This window comes from Streptomyces sp. NPDC025784 (assembly GCF_055558435.1).
Genome location: NZ_JBVHMN010000005.1, coordinates 177917 through 195762 on the forward strand (window position 1 = coordinate 177917; position 17846 = coordinate 195762).

The following is a 17846-nucleotide window of genomic DNA, read 5'->3' on the forward strand; positions in this document are numbered from 1 at the left end:
GACCTCAGGCCCTAGGGGTCGAGCGGGACAGGCGGATCGCCGAGACGAGGAAGAAGATCCCGCCGAGCGTGGCGTAGCCGGCGAGGGTGGTCAGCGAGGGGTCGTCCTGTGTGGCGCTTCGGATGAAGGTCCCGCCGGCGAGGACGGAGATGCCGCCGCTGAGGATCATGGCCCACTGGCCGCCCATCGGCCGGCGCGCGACGCCCACGAGGAGCTGGATGAGGCCGGAGACGATCGCCCACGCGCCCCAGACGCGCAGCACGTCGGCGACGCCCGAGGTGCCGGCGATCGCGACACCGACGGCGGCGAGCACGCTCGTGGCCATGTTGGCGTAGAGGCCCTTGACCGGCCCGGTGGCGCGCGCCGACCTGGCGTCGACGACGGCCGCGGCCACGTCGAAGGCGGGATAGAGGACCAGCAGCAGCTTGGCCCCGACGGTGAGCTCTGAGCCGAACAGCAGCAGGAGCGCGGCCCACGCGGCGGCGAAGACGAAGCGGATGACGTACAGCCGGCGCAGGGCAGACGTGGCGCCGATGGGCTCGGCGGAGGCAATGGTTGCCATGGGGGTCCTCCAGTGACTTCGTAGTAGAGAGAACGATCTTTCTTGCTTGAAGCCTGGCACACCGGCTCCGCGAAAACAAGAGAGAGCGTTCTACCCGCTAGGATGGGCGGCATGACGAAGACGGAAACCGGCACAGGCACCGGCAGGCGAGTCTCCGAGGCCCGGGAACGACTCCTGAGGACCGCCGGGCAGCTCTTCTACGCGGAGGGCATCCACACGGTGGGCGTCGACCGTCTGGTCGCCGAGTCGAAGGTCACCAACGCCACCTTCTACCGGCACTTCCGCAGCAAGGAAGATCTTGCCGTCGCCTACATCGAAAGCGTCGACCAGGCGATCCGCACCCAGATCGCCTCGCTGACGGCCGCGGACGTGCCGGCCGACGGCATCCTGCGGGGAATCGGTGCGTCCCTGGTCGAGCAGATCCGCTCGCCCGGATACCGCGGATGCGCCTTCCTCAACGCGGCAGCGGAATTCCCCGATCCCGAGCACCCGGTGCACCGTGCCGTCGTGCAACACCGCGAATGGTTCCTTCAGACGATCACCGCGCTGTTCGCCGAGATCACGACCGCACAGGCCGAGCACGCCGGGCGGCACTTCACCATGCTCCGCGACGGTGCGATGAGCGCCGGCTATCTCGGCGACCCCGTCCTGGCCGGCGAGACCTTGCTGCGCGGCATCGAAGGACTGCTGCGGATCCACACCGCCCGTGGGCTCGACGAGCGCGCCGCCTCCGAACCCGGCCAGGCCCCCTCGGCGGCCACGGCGGTCTCCGACATCGACTGCTCGCCGCCCAGCGCGTAACCGCGGTCGGGGCGTGACCGGCCGCGTTGCGCGCCCGGCGGGCCGAGGCGCGGTCCACTGCCGCAGTGGCGCGCAAGAATCCCAGGGCCGCGGTGCGGACCGCAGGGGCCGGTCGGGCGGGCCCCACACGAAACGGCGCCGGGCACTGAGCTTGACGTTTGTCGTCCAGCGTCGAGTACGGAGCCTGGCTCGGGCATCAGTCCCACGCGTTGAAGAGCACTCCGCCCAAGGTGGTGATGCCGTAGAGGCGAACCACGCGCCACTCGCTCTGGGTCAGGACCGAGGTGTCGACGTCCGAGAGCGGCAGAGTGAGTTGGACGCGATCGAGCACTGCGAACCCCAGGTCGGCGAAGGCATGGGCCCACGGCGGCGGTGCGCAAAACTCCTCGGTGTACCAGTCCCGGCGTTCCCGGGCGAATGCGATCCAGGGGTGGTGGGCGTGACACAGGATGACGTACTCGCCGGTGGCCTCGACGACCGTTGCGGTGTGGAACGTACGCGGGTACGTCTGGTCCTCCAGCTCGCCCACACGGCCCTTGGCCGCCCGGGCGGCTGCATACAGCGCCGCGCGGAACGTCCGCTGGTCGGTTTCCGGTAGCGGCCCGTTCTTCGGCTGGAAGAAACCCGTGGCGCCTCGCGGAAGTGTGAACGCCGCGTCCTTGTCTACGCCCATGGGGCTCATTCTGCCGAAGAGGCCGGACGCGGCCTCAGCCGTTCTCCCCCCCCACCCGACGAAGTGAGGGCCGAAAGCGTGGAAAGCAGGTCCGAAAGCACGGCCATGTCCGCACAGCCGCACCCGGTTGTCCCCGGTGTAGCGACGGATCCTCCGTCACACCGGCACCCTCGGAGATCGCCATGCTGTCCCGTCCGCGTCATCCACTGCCAGCACGTCCCCAGGCCGTACGGGCCGTAGAGGCCCCGCGCCGGACGACGTCGCCCGGGACAGGTGCCGCTCGGACGGCTGTGCTGGCGCTGCCCGCAGAGCCGGCCAGCGTGAGCGTGGCCCGTCACTGGACCACCGACCTGCTCACCCGGTGGGGAGTGAGTGCGGACGACCTCGATGCGGCCGCACTGGTCATCAGCGAACTGGCCGCCAACACCGTCCGTTACGGTCACGCGGAGATGACCATCCGCCTCCTCCAGCATGCGGACCGGCTGTACCTGTGTGTGACGGACTCCGGAGTTCCTTTGGTGGCCCACCGTCTTGTCGTCCCGCAGGAACTGGCCGAGCACGGTCGCGGCCTGGCCATCGTCGAGGCACTGGCCGAAACGATCGAGGTGACCCGCGAGCCGGAGGGATGGCGTGTGGGTGCGGTGCTGCGTGTGACGACGGCCGGGAAACCGACGGCGCAGTCCGCCGCCGACGTGGCCGGACGGTAGAAGGAAGCAGACCGGGGCGATGGCCGCCCTCGTACACAGTGCGGCCTTGGGGTACGAGAGACGGTGCCGTCGGCAGATGGATGGCCGGCTGTCCCACTCCGCGGTCCCACCGCTGCCCTCGTGCCCCGACGCCGCACGCCAGGCCCCGGCTGCGCTCCCTCACAGCGGCTTGGGGCCGTCGACGAACCGACCGTCGTCGTCATCCACGTACGGGTTGGCCGTGCCCCGCCGAGCCCCTTGATCTGCTGCGTGATCACCGGAGCCGGCAGGCCAAGCCTTGTCGCGTGGCCGACTCCGCAACATGCGAGCACAAGACGGTCAGAATCCCATCGCGGGCTCGGCGCCGCATGCCGCGAGTGTCTCCCCGTCACCGACGGGTGGCGTGCCGTCGGACGGCCGCCAGCCGGCGTCGATGGGGTGGGAGGAGGTCATGGGACACTCCGGCTGTGTACTGCGAAAGCGTGCGCGGTAGGCGCCGGGAGTGATCCCCAGCTCGCGCTGAAAGACACGGCGAAGCGTTTCCGCCGATCCCAGTCCGCTCCTGCGGGCGACCATGTCCAAGGGGTCGGTGCCCGATTCGAGCATGCTCTGCGCCGCTTCCAGACGGATCTGCTCGACGAACCGGGCGGCCGTGGTGCCGGTCTCCTGGCGGATCAGTCGGGTGAGGTGACGCACGCTCACCCCCGCCCGCGCCGCCAGCGCGGGCAGTTTGTGGTCCGCCTGGGGAGCGGCCGTCACGGCGTCCAGTACCGCCCGCACGCCGGCGCTGCGGCAATACCGTGCGCGCAGCCGGACACTGAACTGGGACTGCCCGCCCGGCCGGGCCATGAAGACCACCAGGTCCTTCGCCGCAGCGCGCGCCACCTCCGGGCCCAGGTCCTCCTCCACCAGCGACAGCGTCAGGTCGATGCCCGCGGTCACGCCCGCCGAGGTGATGATCCGTCCGTCACGGATGAACAACGCGTCACGGTCGACATGCACCGACGGGAAGCGGGCGGCCAGCTGGTCGGCCTGCCGCCAGTGGGTGGCCACGCGGCAACCGTCGAGCAGACCCGCGGCCGCGAGCGGGAAGGCCCCGGCGCACAGGGAGGCCACCCGACCCGCCGAGCGCGCCAACCGCGTCAACTCCCCGATCAGCCCGTGGTCTTCCACCGGCACGTGCCAGTTGGGGCTGCCGGGAACCATGAGCGTCCCGATCCGCCCGTGCCACTCCTCAAGCCTCCCATCGGCAGCAAGCCGCAACCCGGACGTGGTCCGCACCTCCTTGCCACCGGGAGACAGCGCGACAACCCGGTAGCGGCCCCCGTGGTCGTTGGCGGCCGCCAGGACGTCCAGCGGTCCGGTGACGTCCAGCGCCTGCACCCCGTCGTAGAGGACCATCACGACGAGGTGGGTGCGCGGACGCCTGTCAGCGGCGGCCTGACGGTTCGAGGTGACCATGACTGCCAGGGTCGGGCCAGGCCCCACGGCGGGGCAAGGACCGATACCCCTCGCATCCGGCCATCGCCGAGAGGACGGCCCTGACGGGTCCCGGCCGGGCAGCCTGCGGGCATCGGCTGGTCGGACCGCCTGGCGCGGCATCACCGCCGCCCCGACCGCGACATCGGCTGCCACGGCCGTCCAGGCGGCAGACCCGCGCCGGCTCGGTGACCCCACGGCGGGACACCATTGCCTCGCTCCGGGCCGTCCCTGTCCTGCCGACAGGCCAATTCCCGGGCAGGAGACCTCTCTTCGCCGGTCAGGGCCGGTGCCTGCCCCTGCCTCTCCCCCGCCTGCCGCCGCGGGTGGGGGGCCGGGTCCCCCGGCGTACGTGACCCGCCGCGGGTGGACCTCCGGTCTCGTCCGGCAGACGCAGGCGCACCCCGTCCTCCCCCGCAAGGCGGGGCCCGAGGGTGGTCCAAGGGACGGACGTCTTTCGCCCCGGCGGCATCGAGGCTGGTGACGCGCCCATCCCCCTGCGCAACCATCCTTCCTCCTGGAGCCCCCATGACCCGTGACACCGCCACCCCTGTCCGCCCGACACGCCATCGCGGCAGGTGGATGGCCGCCCTCCTGTGCGCCACGAGCGTGGCCGGAGCCGTCCTTGCCCCCAGCGCCACGGCTTCCGGCCGCGGCCACGGCTCGACGCCCTCCCCCACGTCGGTCCACCACACGGCCACATCGGTCCACCACACGGCACCGGCCCACCCCTGGGCCACCGAGCGCGCCGCCCGGCAGGCCGTCCGCCGGGTGACCAGGGCGGGACTGCCCGGGGCGATCGCTCTCGTCCGCGACCACGGCCGCACCGCGATCGCCGCGGCCGGCTACGCCGATGTCGCCACCAAGCGGCCCATGAGGAGCTCCGACCATCTGCGGATCGGCAGCAACACGAAGGTGTTCACCGCCACCGTGGTGCTGCAACTGGTTGCCGAGCACCGGCTGAGTCTGGACGACACCGTGCAGCATGTTCTGCCCGGCATCATCCACGGCGGCGGCCGCATCACCGTGCGCCAGCTGCTCAACCACACCAGCGGGCTCCCCGGCTTCGAACAGGATCCGGCCTCAATGGCCCCCTACCTGCGGGGGGACGCCGGATACTACTGGTCGCCGCGCAAGCTGGTGGCCCTGGCCGACAGCCATGCACGGCTGTTCGCACCCGGCACGAAGTTCTCCTACTCCAACACCAACTACTTCCTGCTCGGCCTGATCATCGAGAAGGTCACCCACCGCGCCTACGAGCAGGAACTCAACCGCCGCATCATCATCCCTCTCGGACTGCACGACACCCGGCTCCCCCTCCGCACCCTGAAGATCCAGAACCCGGCCGTGCACGGGTACATGCTGGGCCGGCCGGGCCACGCACCCCGGGACATCACTTTCGGCATCAGCCCCTCCACCACCTGGGCGGCGGGCGCGCTGACCTCGACCGTCAACGACCTGGCCCGCTTCGACAAGGCCCTGATCACCGGCAGGCTCCTGCCGAAAACGCAGCTGGCCGAGATGACCAAGCCCGGGCCCTTCACGGTCGATCCGGCCGATCGGACCAAGGGTTACGGACTGGGCCTGGAGAAGTTGACGCTGTGCGGCGTCACCATGTGGGGGCACACCGGAACCGTTCTGGGCACCCAGACCAATGCCTTCATCAGCGCCGACGGCACCCGTCAGCTCGTGCTGGCCACCAACGCCGACCCTGACACCTGGAGCGCCGACCAGATCTCTGCCTGGCTCACCGCCTCACGCACGACCCTTTGCGTCCCGTAGGCCACACGGCTCGAAGAGCGGGATCGGCCCCTTCCGCAGGCGGCTGCGCGGCGGCCGGACTGTGGCACCGGCCCCGGCACCGGCCCCAGCCCCAGCCCCAGCCCCAGCCCCAGCCCCAGCCCCAGCCCCAGCCCCAGCCCCAAGAACGATGCACTCCAGGTGCCCCGGCCCGCATCGGGTCGGGGCACCTCGGCGTGACGGACCCGACCGCCTGGCCGGGGATGAGAGCGGCGCTGTCTCCTCCCTGCGGCGGAGGGTGGAAACCGCCCGTGAGACAGAGGGAAGGACCGCCGGGCGAAACCACCATGGAAAGCGAAGCCGGACGGGCCGCAAGGGGCCCGTCCGCACGTTGAAAGGGCGCAGCATGCCTCACAGTTCATCGACCGGCGACCGCGTTCGGCCCGTCACCCGGCGTCGGACGCTCGCCGTGATCGGGGCGGCGCTGGCCGCCGGCACGGTGGTGGCGACCGGTACAGGAGTCCAGGCCTTCACCGGCGACCCTTCCCCGGCGCACAGGACCGTTTCGAGGCAGCCGGTGATGCGGACGCTGACGCCGCAGGTCCGCGCCCAGCTCGACCGCGCCGTCCAGCACGTCCTGAGGACCACGCACACCCCCGGGGTGACGGTGGGCCTGTGGGCGCCGGGCAAGGGCAGCTACGTCAGGGCTTTCGGCACCGCCGACAAGGCGACGAAGCAGCCGATGTCCCCCGGCTTCAACATGCGCATCGGCAGCGTCACCAAGACCTTCACGGTCACGGCGCTGCTGCGTCTGGTCGACCAGAAGCAGGTGAACCTGGACGATCCGATCTCCAAGTACGTTCGTGGCGTCCCGAACGGCCGTCACATCACGCTGCGTCACCTCGCGGGCATGCGCAGCGGCCTGTTCGAGGCCCTGGACGACGACGCCTTCGCCAAGGCCTACTTGGCCGACACCAGCCGCACGTTCACCAACAAGGAACTGCTGGCCTACGCCTTCAAGCACCCGGTCGCCTTCCCGGCGGGCAGCCGGTACCAGTACAGCAACACCAACAGCATCCTCTTGTCGATGGTCGTGGAGAAGGTGACCGGGCAGCCCTTCGACCGTTACCTGAACCGGCATGTGCTCAAGCCGGCCCACCTGAAGTACACCTTCATGCCCAAGGGCACCGAATTCCCCGCCCCCCACGCCCACGGGTACACCGACCAGGCGTCGAACGACGGCTCGATCACGGACGCGACGAACTGGGCCCCGCCTGGCGGCGCGTCCGGGGTGATGATCTCGAACCTGCACGATCTGCGGTCCTGGGCATCCACCCTTGCCGACGGGAAGCTGCTGTCCAGGGCGACGCAGGCAGAACGGCTGAAGATGCTGCCGACGGGCCGGAAGGGCCTGGGTTACGGCCTCGGCATCTTCGACATCAACGGGTGGATCGGGCACAACGGCTCGCTGCCCGGCTACCAGACGGTGATGGTCCATCTGCCCAAGGCCGACGCCACACTCGTGGTGCACACCACGAGCGACATCGCAGTCCAAGGCAAGTCGCTCACCACCAAGTTCGCCCATGCGGTCACCACCATCGTGACCCCGAAGAACGTCTACGGCATCCCCACCTCCTAGCCGGTGTCTCACCGCCCCCCGATGGTGTGCCCGGCCCGCGACAGCGGACCGGGCACACCCATGAACGTCACACCGGATCGGGCTGCACGACGCGCGTGCCGTCGACGCCGTCCGCCCGAGGAACGCGGTGTCCCGGCGGGACCGGAGGCGACCGCCCGAGCCTCCGCCCGCTGATCCGTCCTCTTGGGGTCCGGCGACGAATGCGAGGTGCCCATCTGGTGCTCAGCGACGAAGACGGCCGAGGTGCGCCGGCTGGATGCTCCTCCGCATCCGCCACGGTGTGCTGCTGGAGGCTTCTCATGAGACTGCACGGATCCAAGACAGCGATGATGTGTGTGATCGCGCTCGCCGCCACGGCCTGCTCCACAGGAGCCTCGGGCTCAGGCGCCGAGGGGCAGGGCGCCTATGTCCGCAACGGCACCTTCACGTCGACCCTGTCACAGGACCCGGGCAAGCTCGATCCGTACCACACCGTCGTCGCCGCGGCCAACAACCTCCTGTCCTTCGCCTACGACCCGCTGGTCACCCTGGACGCCGAGGGAAACCCGATCCCAGGCATCACGACCAAGTGGGACGTCACCCCCTCGTCGGTCACCCTGACCCTCCGCAAGGGCGTCACATGCTCCGACGGCTCGGCGGTGACTCCGAGCGTCGTCAGCAAGGACCTGGACTATCTCAAGGACCCCAAGGCCTCCTCGCCGCTGCTCGGCATCGTGCTGCCGGGCCCGGACTTCACCACCAAGGCCGACGACGCCGCGGGCACCGTCACCATCACCACCGGCAAACCCGATGGCCTGCTGCTCCAGTCACTGGCCGCCTTCTTCGTGGTGTGCGGCCGCGGCACCGCCGACCCCACGGCACTCGCCAGGACCACCAGTGGATCGGGCCCGTACGAGCTGACCGAGGCCGTCCCCGGCGACCACTACACGCTGGTCCGCCGCGACGAATACGCCTGGGGGCCCGACGGCGCGAGGATCGACGTGCCCGGAGCCCCGCAGAAGATCGTCCTGAAGATCGTCAACAACGACACCACCGCGGCCAACCTCCTCACCAGCGGCAGCCTCAACGGCAGCATCGTCAACGGACCCGACCGGGAGCGGCTGGCGGGCAGCATGAAGGAGTACCGCTTCGAGGACGGCGGGACACTGGCGGTGTTCAACCAACACCCGGGCCATCCCGGTGCCGACCCCGTGGTCCGCAAGGCGCTCACACAGGCCCTGGACCGCAAACAGATCGCTGATGTGCTCACCGACCGGCAGGGCAAGATCGGTAACACAACGATGGGCGTGCCGCCGCAGATCTGCGACGACTCCGGCGCTGCGGCGGGAATCCCCGCGTTCGACCAGGCGGCGGCCGCCGCCGCGCTGGACGAGGCGGGCTGGCGCAAAGGCTCGGACGGGACCAGGTCGAAGGGTGGCAAGCGCCTGGAGCTGACCGCGATGTACTCCTCCGAGCGGCCGAACGCGTCGGCGGGCATGGAGCTGTTCTCGGCCGCGTGGCAGAAGCTCGGGATCGACGTGAAGGTCAAGAGCCTGAACTCGGCCGCCTTCCTCAAGGCGGTCTTCCAGAGTGACAACTGGGACGTCGCCCCGGAGATCAATCTGGCCACCCAACTGCCGTCACAGAGCGTCAGCTTCTTCTCGGGTCCCGGCGCTCCCAAGGGATCCAACTTCGCAGGCATCCACAACACCGCCTACGAACAGTTGGTCTCCGAGGCGGTGCAGACCCCCGGCCGGCCCGGCTGCCAGTTGTGGACCGAGGCCGAGAAGGCGCTCTTCGCCCGAACCGACGTCGTGCCCATCGCCCAGCGGTACGTCAGCTACTTCGGGCGCGGCGCGACGTTCGAGATCTCCGGCGAGATGCCGCTCCCGACCAGCATCCGTCTGCACGCCAACTGAGGAGACGTCACCTCATGGCTCAGCCATCCCCGGCCCCCGTGACGGTCCCGAATGACGGTTCCCGGGCATTCGTCGCCGGCGAGGGGCGCCAGGGGGAGGACGTCCGGCGCTCCTCCCCCTGGGCACGGTTCTTGATCAGACGGGCGGTACGCCTGGCGGTCTCGCTCTTCGTGGTCGTCACGGCCTCGTTCCTGCTCGTCCATCTGGTCCCCGGGGATCCGGTGCGCGCCGCTCTGGGCGCCACGGCCGACCCCGCTGTGGTGGCGGCCCGCCGGGCCGAGCTCGGCCTGGACGAGCCCTTGCTGACGCAGTACCTGAACTACCTGGGGGGCGTCTTCAGCGGAAACCTCGGTACCTCGCTCATCAGCGGCGATCCGGTGTCGTCGGTCATCGCCACCCGGCTGCCGGCGACCGCGGAGCTGGCAGGTCTGGCGTTCCTGCTCACCGCGCTGGTGGCTGTCCCCGTCGGTATGTGGGTGGCCGTGGCGACGTACGGCGGGCGCCGCCGCGGCACGGATCTCGCCTTCACCAGCGTGACCGGGATATGCACCACCGTCCCCGACTTTCTGATCGGCGTGGGCCTGGTCTTCGTCTTCGCGGTGACCCTCCCCTGGCTGCCACCCGCCGGCGCCGACACACCCGCCTCCTACCTTCTGCCCGCGCTCGCTCTGGCGCTCGGTCCGAGCTGCCAGCTCGCCCGCATCATCCGCACCGAGACCACCCGTGTCCTCGGTCAGGACCACCTGCGGGTCGCCCGCAGCAAGCGCCTGCCCGCGCGACTGCTGTACCTGCGCCATGCACTGCCCAATGTGCTCACCGCGGGGCTCACCGTCGGCGGCATCCTGTTCGCCTCGCTGGTCGGAGGCAGCGTCCTGGTCGAGAACGTCTTCGCCTGGCCAGGACTCGGCAGCACCGTGGTGGGCGCGATCGTCGCCCAGGACTATCCGTTGGTGCAGGCGATCGTCCTGCTCCTGGGGGCGGTGGTGCTGGTGGTGAACCTCTTCGTCGATCTGGCCCTCGGTCTGCTCGACCCCCGCTCGACCCTCACGAGGAGCTGAGGAACGGTGACCAAGCAAGGCAACCGGTACGCCTCCCGGATCGGCCCCACAGCAATGATGGGCGCACTCGGCCTGCTTCTCCTGCTCTTCCTGGCGGCCTGCGGCCCCGTCGTCTGGGGCGCCGACGCCTCGCACCTGGATGTGGCCGCGGCCCGGCAGGGACCCTCCGCGCGGCACCTGCTCGGCACCGACAGTCTGGGCCGGGACATGTTCGCCCGGGTGATGGCGGGGGCCCGTCTTTCCTTGATCCTCGCGGCGCTGGCGACCGCCCTGGGTTCGGCGGCCGGCGTGCTGCTCGGCGCGTTCCCCACCGTCCTCGGCCGCCGCGGCCGGCGGGCATGGGAGTCGGCGATGAACACCGCGATCGCGTTTCCCGCGCTGCTGCTGGCGTTGTGCGTCGCGACCGTGGCGGGTGTCGGCGCCAAAGGGGCGGTTGTGGCCCTCGGTGTCGCGACCGCACCCAATTACGCACGCCTGACGTACACCCTCGCCTCGTCGGTGTCCGGTTCGGACTACGTCTCCGCCGCACGGATGCTCGGCGTGCCCCGATCACGCCTGATGCTGCGTCATGTCCTGCCCAACATCGCGGAACCGCTGATCGTGACCACGACCCTGCAGGTCGGTGGCATGCTCATCGCCCTGTCCGGGCTGAGCTTCCTCGGGCTGGGCGTCCAGCCGCCCTCCTACGACTGGGGCCGTCTGCTCAGCGAGAACGTCAACCGCATCTACACCGCCCCCGCTGCGGCCCTCGGGCCCGGCGTCGCCATCGTCATCGCCGGCCTGGTCTTCAATGCTCTCGGCGAGACCGCGGCCGCGCTCGTCCGTGACGACGCGGTCGCCTCCGCCCGGGACGCCCGTCCGCGCTGGTTCGGTGGGGCACGGAGCCGCACCGCCGCGGGCCTGCCGCAGGCGGGGACGGCCGGGCAGGAGACGGCCGTGCCCGTGGCCGACGCCGACGCGTACGCCCTGCGCGTGCACGGGCTTCGGGTCGTCTTCCCCGGACCGGCGGGGCCGGTGCACACCGTCCGGGGCGTCGCCCTGGACGTCCGGCGCGGTGAGACGGTCGGCATCGTCGGCGAGTCGGGCAGTGGCAAGACGCTCACGGCCATGGCGATCGCCGGGCTCGTTCCGGAGCCTGGCCAGGTCATCGCCGGCCGGCTGGAGATCGCCGGACGGGACCCCTCGGCGTTGCGCGCACCCGAGCGGCGCAGACTGCTGGGTTCGACGACCGCTGTGGTCTTCCAGGACCCGCTGAGTTCGTTCAACCCCGCGCTGAGGATGGGACGTCAGCTCACCGAGGCCAGCGAGGTCCATCTGGGTCTGCCGCACGCGGAGGCGATGCGGCTCGCACAGGACCGGCTGACCCAGGTACGTGTGCCCAGCCCCGCCATCAGGATGGCCCAGTACCCGCACGAGTTGTCCGGCGGCATGCGACAGCGCGCCATGATCGCCATGGGGCTGATGGGGAGACCCGAACTGATCATCGCCGACGAGCCGACCACCGCGCTCGACGTGACCGTGCAGGAACAGATCGTGCGGCTCCTGGGCAGGATCAACGAGGACACCGGAGCGGCGGTCCTGATGATCTCGCACGACATATCGGTCGTGACCTCGTTGTGCCGGCGGGTGGTGGTGATGTACGCAGGCCGGATCGTCGAGGACGTCGGCGTCGGCTCTCTGCTCGACGGCCCCGCCCATCCCTACACCGAGGCGCTCCTGGCTGCCGTGCCCCACATGGGCAGCGACCGGGATCAGCCGCTGGCCACCATCCCCGGGCGGCCCCCGCAGTTCTTGGAGCTGCCGCCCGGCTGCGCCTTCGCGCCGCGCTGCCGCTTCGCGTCGGACAAGTGCCATGGCGAGCAGCCGCCATTGGAGTTCCGGGACGGTCGGCGGGTCGCCTGCTGGCATCCGCGTCCTCCTTCTCCGGCGGACCGTATCGATGCGACGACCACCAAGGCGGGGCCGGCATGACCGGATTGCGGATCGAGGGACTGACTGTACGGTTCGGGCGGGGTCGCCGAGCCATGACAGCGGTCGACGGCGTGAGTCTCACCGTGCCCCCGGGAAAGATCGTCAGCCTGGTGGGCGAGTCGGGCTCGGGCAAGTCGACCGTCGCCCGCGCCGTCGTCGGACTCGTTCCCGTCACCGCGGGCCAAGTCCTGCTGGACGGCGAGGACATCGCATCGGACACGGCCCGCCGACGGCGGATCCAGATGGTCTTCCAGGACCCGTACGCCTCGCTCGATCCGCGGATGACGGTAGGGGCGACCCTGGACGAGGCCCTACGGGCGCGCGCCGGTACGTGCCCGACCCGCGAGCAGCGCCGCCAGGAGGTCGGCCGGCTGCTGGATCTGGTCGCGCTGTCCCCGGAGCACGCGGGCATCCTCCCCCGGCGCCTGTCGGGCGGCCAGCGGCAGCGGGTGGCGCTCGCGCGGGCGCTCGCGGTGCGCCCCGACGTCATCATCGCCGACGAGATCACCAGTGCCCTCGACGTCTCCGTACAGGGCGCGGTGCTCAACCTCGTCCGCGACATCCAGGCCCGCTCCGGCACCTCGATGCTCTTCATCTCGCACAACCTCGAAGTGGTCCGGTACGTCAGCGACTTCATCGCCGTGATGTACCTGGGCCGCATCGTGGAGGCCGCGCCCGGGGAGGAGCTCCTCGCCCGGCCCCGCCACCCCTACACACGGGCCCTGCTGGCAGCCGTGCCCCGGCTGGGCCGGTCCTGGCGCGAGATCGACACGCCGTCCGGGGACCTGGACGCCCCCGATCCCCACCACCCTCCACAAGGCTGCCGCTTCCACCCCCGCTGTCCCGTCGGGCCGCGCGCGAACGCCTCCCGTTCGGTGTGCCTGACCCTGGACCCGCAGCTCGGCGCCGCCGGGCGGCCCCACCGGGCCGCCTGCCACTTCGCCGAAGGACCCGACGGCCCGTCGAACGGCGAGCACGCCTCGCCCGCCGCGGTGGCCATCACCGATGACAAGTCCGCTACGAAGGAGCGACGTTGACACTGGACCAGGCAGAACTGGGACGACGACTCGAAGAGCTCGCACGTGAGTACCGCGTGCCCGGCGCCTCCCTGGCCGTCCACGCCGGTGGCCGGACCGTTCTCGCGGCGGCGGGCGTGCTCAACCGGGGTACGGGAGTGGAGACCACGACCGACTCGCTGTTCCAGATCGGTTCCATCACCAAGACGCTGACCACCACCCTTGTGATGCAGCTGGTGGACGAGGGACTGCTCGATCTCGACGAGCCGGTGGTGAAGGTGCTGCCGGAGTTCAAGGTGGCCGACCCGGACGTGACCGCGTCGGTGACGATGCGCCACCTGCTCACCCACACCAGCGGCATCCAGGGCGACGTCTTCACCGACGTCGGCCGCGGGGACGACGTGCTGGAGCGGTTCGTGGCCCGGTGCGCGGATCTCGGCCAGTCGCACCCCATCGGTGCCACCCAGTCGTACTGCAACACCGGCTTCGGCGTCGCCGGCCGGGTCATCGAGGTCCTCACCGGCAAAGTGTGGGACACCGCCCTGCGCGAGCGTCTCCTCGCCCCTGTGGGCATGGACCGCACCTTCACCCTGCCCGAGGACGTGTTGCGCTTCCGGGCGGCCATGGGACACCTGCCGGTGCCGGACGGCGGAGCCGACGACTGGCCGCGACCCGCGCCACGCTGGGACGTCCCGCGCTCGGCCGGACCGGCGGGCATCGTCGTCGCCACCGCCGAGGACCTCGTCGCCTTCGCGCGTATGCACCTCGCCGACGGCGCGGCAGCGGACGGCACCCGCGTGCTGTCGGCCACTTCCGCACGCACGATGCGCGAGCCGCAGGTGACGGTGCCGGACCGCTGGACCATCGCCGGCCACTGGGGCCTGGGCTGGTTCCTGCCGACCTGGGAGGGCCGTGCCCTGTACGGGCACGACGGCGGCACCATCGGACAGAGCGCCTTCCTGCGCGTCCTCCCCGACCGGGACGTCGTCATCGTCCTGCTCACCAACGGCGGACGCACCCGTGAGCTCTTCCGGGCGGTCGCGAACGAGGTGCTCCCCGAGACCGCCGGGCTGCGCGTGCCCGGTCCGCCGCAGCCGCCCGCGGAGCCCCTCCCCGTGGATCTCGCCGACTGGTACGGGAGCTACGAGCGACACCACGTGCGCATGGACCTCGCCCCTTCCGAGGACGGCACGCCGGAACTCACCGTGACCGTCACCGAGGGACTGGCCGGCCTCGACGAGCCACCGCACCGGATGCCGCTGACCGCCGTCGATCCGGACGCCGGCCTCTTCGTCACCCGGGAGCAGGACTTCGCCGCGTGGACGCCCGTCGTTCTCTACACCCTGGCCGACAGCTCCCGCTACATCCACTTCGGTGGTCGTGCCACGCCGAAGACCGGCTGAGCGCACGGCTCCTGTGCCGGTTCCCGAGCCGAGGGCGGACAGTTGCTCAGCCGGTGCCGAGCAGCCGTCCGACGAGCGCCGCCATGAGCGCCGCCCGCTGCGGCATCGCGGACAAGTCGGCGTACTCGCCCGGGGCGTGAGCATGATCCCCGACCGCGCCCAGCCCGTCCAGGGTGGGCACCCCGAGCCCGGCGGTGATGTTGCCGTCCGAGCCGCCGCCGACCGCAACGCCGCGCAGGGGGGCCAGCCCGAGCGCCCGGGCCTCCTGCGCGGCCGCGGCGAACAGGTCCGCCGAATGGGAGGCCTCCAGCGCGTACCGGTTGACGCCACCGTCCAGTTCCATGGCGGCGCCGGCGACCACGGGCTCGAGCCCGCGCAGGACGGTGTCCACCCGTGCCAGCTCGGCCGCGGTCCATGCCCGCACGTCCACCTGCACCGAGGCCCGCTCGGGAACCGTGTTCATGGAGGAGCCGCCCGACAGCACGGTCGGGGTCACGCTGGTGCCCACGGTGGAGTCGCCCAGCGCGGCGATGCGCAGCACTTGGTGGGCGACCTCCACGGTCGCGTTGATGCCCTTCTCCGGCTCAAGTCCCGCGTGCGCCGCCCGCCCGCGGACGTCCAGCCGGTAGGTGCCGATGCCCTTGCGCGCGGTCTTCAGCGCCCCGGCCGCGCTCGGTTCCGGCACGAGCACGGCCCGGCAGCCGCGGGCGGTGTCCTCGATCAGCTGCCGCGAGGACGGGGCGCCGATCTCCTCGTCGCCGGTGAGCAGGACGGCGACGCCCTCAGCCGACGGCAGCAGCCGCAGGGCCGCGAACATCTGCACGATGCCGGCCTTCATGTCGAAGACACCGGGGCCGGTCGCCAGATCACCGTCCATCGTGAACGGCCAACCGGCAAGCGTGCCCGTCGGCCACACCGTGTCGAAGTGGCCGAGCACGAGCACGTCGCCGTCACCCGAACCCGGCCACAGCAGATGAGGCCGGCCTCCCAGCTCCAGCCGCCTGGGCGCGCTTCCCAGCGCCTGTGCGCCGAGTTCCGCGACCAGGTCCGCGCACGCGTGCAGGGCCGGCAGGTCCGAGGAGAAGGACTCCTGCTCCACCAGTTCGGCGAGCTGGGCCCGCATCCGTGGCGCCTGTGCGGCGGCCGCGGCGAGCAGCGCGGCGTGTGTCATCCCGCCACCGCCGCTCCGGCGGCTCGCTCGCCATGGCCGGCCCGCAGCACGCGACCTCGCCGCTCACCGGTGAACTCCCCGGAGTCCACCACGACGTCCCCGGCCAGCACCACGTACGGGATGCCCGTCGGCCTGGCGTCGGGCGCGGCGTAGGTGCCGTCATGGCCGACCTTCTCCGGGTCGATGACGCACAGGTCGGCGATGGCGCCGGGCCCCAGCCAGCCCCGTGCGGCGAGACCGAACTGGGCGGCGCTCGCCGAGGTCGCCTTGCGGACGGCCTCCGGCCAGTCCACCACTGCCTCGTCCCGCACGTAGCGGCCGAGGAAGCGTGGGAAGCAGCCCCAGGTGCGCGGATGATCCAGCCCGGTGGGCATGCCATTGTCCGAACCGATGCCGATGAGCGGATCGGCCATCATCGTCCGCATGTCCGACTCGGCCATCATGGTCGGCACGATCATCGCGTTCACGTCGGCCGTGATCAGCGCGCACAGGGTCTCCCACGCGTCGCCCTCTCCGCCGACCTCCTCCAGGGTCCGACCGGCGGCCCCGGTGTCCCGGTGACGGGTGATCAGTACGTCGGCGGGCGTCACCTGGCGCCAGAGCCCCGCCGCCATCGCCCGCGCCGGGTCCTCGGCCCTGGCGCGCAGCCGAGCCCGCTCGGCCGGGTCGGTCATCCGGGCCAGCAGCGCCTCGGCGCCTCCGGCGAGCGCCTCGGGGGGCAGCAGCGCGTGGAGCATGGTGCCTCCGGCGAGGTAGGGGTACAGGTCGCCGCGGACGTCGACGCCGGCCACCCGCGCCGCGTGCAGCTTCCCCAGCAGCATCGAGGACTTGCCGTGGTTGGGCCGGCCGGCCGCCTTGCAATGGGAGATCTGCACCGGGATGCGTGCTCGCCGGCCGATCTCGACCGCCTCGTCCAGTGCGGCCTCCAGGGCGTCGCTCTCGTCCCGCATATGGGTCGCGTACGGGCGTCCCCACCGGTGGGCGACCTTGCCGAGTGCCACCAGTTCCTCGACGTCGGCGTACGCCCCGGGTGTGTAGATCAGACCGCTGGAGAAGCCGACGGCTCCCGCGGCGAATGCCTCGTCCGCCAGCGTGCACATGGCTGCCAGCGCCTCGGGGGCCAGCTGCCGGCGCATGCCGTTGGCGGTCAGCCGCAGCGTGTGGTGCCCGACCATCACGGCCATGTGGTTCGTGGGGCCGACGGCCTCGATGTCATCCAGGTACGCGCCGAAGGAGCGTGCTGTGTACGCGGCCCCGGCCGCGAGGTCGCCGAACAACGCCTGGGCCTCCTTCGCGGCCGCGCCGTCCATCGGGGCGGCGGAGTAGCCGCAGTTGCCGACGATCTCGGTGGTCACGCCCTGGAACAGCTTGAAGGGCTGCGGATCGGACATCATCGGGACCATGTCCGAATGGCTGTGGGGGTCGATGAACCCCGGCGCGACCGCCATCCCCGCGACGTCGATCTCCCGGCGGGCGGGCCCCAGATCGCGGCCGACCGCCATCACACGGTCGCCCGTCACGGCGACGTCCGCCCGCACGCCAGGAGAGCCCAGGCCGTCGTAGACGGTGCCTCCGCGCAACTTCAGCTCGTACACGCCATGTCTCCTCACTGTGGTTGCCTGCGCACGGCAGTCTCGCCGGAGGTCCGCACCCTCACCTCGTCCTCCGCGACCAATCCGGTGCGGCGATCATGTGCCCCCGCACATGTGCCCGCCGGGTGCGGCGTGCGATCGTGAGCGGCATTGGAAG

Annotated in this window: 14 protein-coding genes; 9 read left to right on the plus strand and 5 right to left on the minus strand. The window is 71.2% G+C overall.

Annotated elements, in window-relative coordinates:
• Positions 1-4 precede the first annotated feature (4 nt).
• Positions 5-562 carry a hypothetical protein gene (locus tag ACZ4IF_RS14285; protein ID WP_467562625.1) on the minus strand — a complete coding sequence of 186 codons (558 nt, stop codon included), beginning with the start codon at positions 560-562 and terminating at the stop codon, positions 5-7.
• Between the two features lie 102 nt (positions 563-664).
• On the opposite strand from ACZ4IF_RS14285, the gene ACZ4IF_RS14290 reads away from it, so the two are divergent.
• Positions 665-1363: a TetR/AcrR family transcriptional regulator gene (locus ACZ4IF_RS14290; RefSeq protein WP_467562627.1), complete on the plus strand. Its 699-nt coding sequence runs from the start codon at positions 665-667 to the stop codon at positions 1361-1363.
• A gap of 196 nt (positions 1364-1559) precedes the next feature.
• On the opposite strand, the gene ACZ4IF_RS14295 is transcribed toward ACZ4IF_RS14290, so the two are convergent.
• Positions 1560-2036 carry a hypothetical protein gene (locus ACZ4IF_RS14295; protein WP_467562629.1) on the minus strand — a complete coding sequence of 159 codons (477 nt, stop codon included), beginning with the start codon at positions 2034-2036 and terminating at the stop codon, positions 1560-1562.
• Positions 2037-2218: 182 nt separating this feature from the next.
• Here ACZ4IF_RS14295 and ACZ4IF_RS14300 point away from each other — a divergent pair, with 182 nt between their 5' ends.
• On the plus strand, positions 2219-2743 hold the full coding sequence (locus tag ACZ4IF_RS14300) for an ATP-binding protein (RefSeq protein ID WP_467562631.1): 525 nt from the start codon (positions 2219-2221) through the stop codon (positions 2741-2743).
• 318 nt (positions 2744-3061) lie between these two features.
• On the opposite strand, the gene ACZ4IF_RS14305 is transcribed toward ACZ4IF_RS14300, so the two are convergent.
• Positions 3062-4183: a GlxA family transcriptional regulator gene (locus ACZ4IF_RS14305; protein ID WP_467562633.1), complete on the minus strand. Its 1122-nt coding sequence runs from the start codon at positions 4181-4183 to the stop codon at positions 3062-3064.
• A gap of 546 nt (positions 4184-4729) precedes the next feature.
• On the opposite strand from ACZ4IF_RS14305, the gene ACZ4IF_RS14310 reads away from it, so the two are divergent.
• From ACZ4IF_RS14310 to ACZ4IF_RS14340, 7 genes are all read left to right on the plus strand, one after another.
• Positions 4730-5983, plus strand: coding sequence for a serine hydrolase domain-containing protein (locus ACZ4IF_RS14310; protein WP_467562635.1), 1254 nt, complete (start codon positions 4730-4732; stop codon positions 5981-5983).
• A gap of 364 nt (positions 5984-6347) precedes the next feature.
• Positions 6348-7580 carry a serine hydrolase domain-containing protein gene (locus tag ACZ4IF_RS14315; RefSeq protein ID WP_467562637.1) on the plus strand — a complete coding sequence of 411 codons (1233 nt, stop codon included), beginning with the start codon at positions 6348-6350 and terminating at the stop codon, positions 7578-7580.
• Between the two features lie 299 nt (positions 7581-7879).
• Complete coding sequence (locus ACZ4IF_RS14320; protein ID WP_467562639.1) at positions 7880-9478, plus strand: ABC transporter substrate-binding protein; 1599 nt, start codon at positions 7880-7882, stop codon at positions 9476-9478.
• A gap of 14 nt (positions 9479-9492) precedes the next feature.
• Positions 9493-10536 (plus strand): ABC transporter permease, encoded by a 1044-nt coding sequence (locus tag ACZ4IF_RS14325; protein ID WP_467562641.1) that lies wholly within the window; start codon positions 9493-9495, stop codon positions 10534-10536.
• Positions 10537-10542: 6 nt separating this feature from the next.
• Positions 10543-12507 (plus strand): dipeptide/oligopeptide/nickel ABC transporter permease/ATP-binding protein, encoded by a 1965-nt coding sequence (locus ACZ4IF_RS14330; RefSeq protein ID WP_467562643.1) that lies wholly within the window; start codon positions 10543-10545, stop codon positions 12505-12507.
• Positions 12508-12560: 53 nt separating this feature from the next.
• Entirely contained in the window at positions 12561-13544 is a 984-nt protein-coding gene (locus ACZ4IF_RS14335) for an oligopeptide/dipeptide ABC transporter ATP-binding protein (protein ID WP_467562645.1), read from the plus strand.
• Positions 13541-14926: a serine hydrolase domain-containing protein gene (locus ACZ4IF_RS14340; RefSeq protein WP_467562647.1), complete on the plus strand. Its 1386-nt coding sequence runs from the start codon at positions 13541-13543 to the stop codon at positions 14924-14926. The genes ACZ4IF_RS14335 and ACZ4IF_RS14340 overlap by 4 nt, the downstream gene beginning before the upstream one ends.
• Before the next feature lie 46 nt (positions 14927-14972).
• Here ACZ4IF_RS14340 and ACZ4IF_RS14345 read toward each other — a convergent pair whose 3' ends face one another.
• Positions 14973-16097 (minus strand): M20 family metallopeptidase, encoded by a 1125-nt coding sequence (locus ACZ4IF_RS14345; RefSeq protein WP_467562649.1) that lies wholly within the window; start codon positions 16095-16097, stop codon positions 14973-14975.
• The gene (locus tag ACZ4IF_RS14350) at positions 16094-17692 is read right to left on the minus strand and encodes an N-acyl-D-amino-acid deacylase family protein (protein ID WP_467562651.1); all 1599 of its coding nucleotides are present in this window, start codon (positions 17690-17692) and stop codon (positions 16094-16096) included. The genes ACZ4IF_RS14345 and ACZ4IF_RS14350 overlap by 4 nt, the downstream gene beginning before the upstream one ends.
• Positions 17693-17846: the final 154 nt, after the last annotated feature.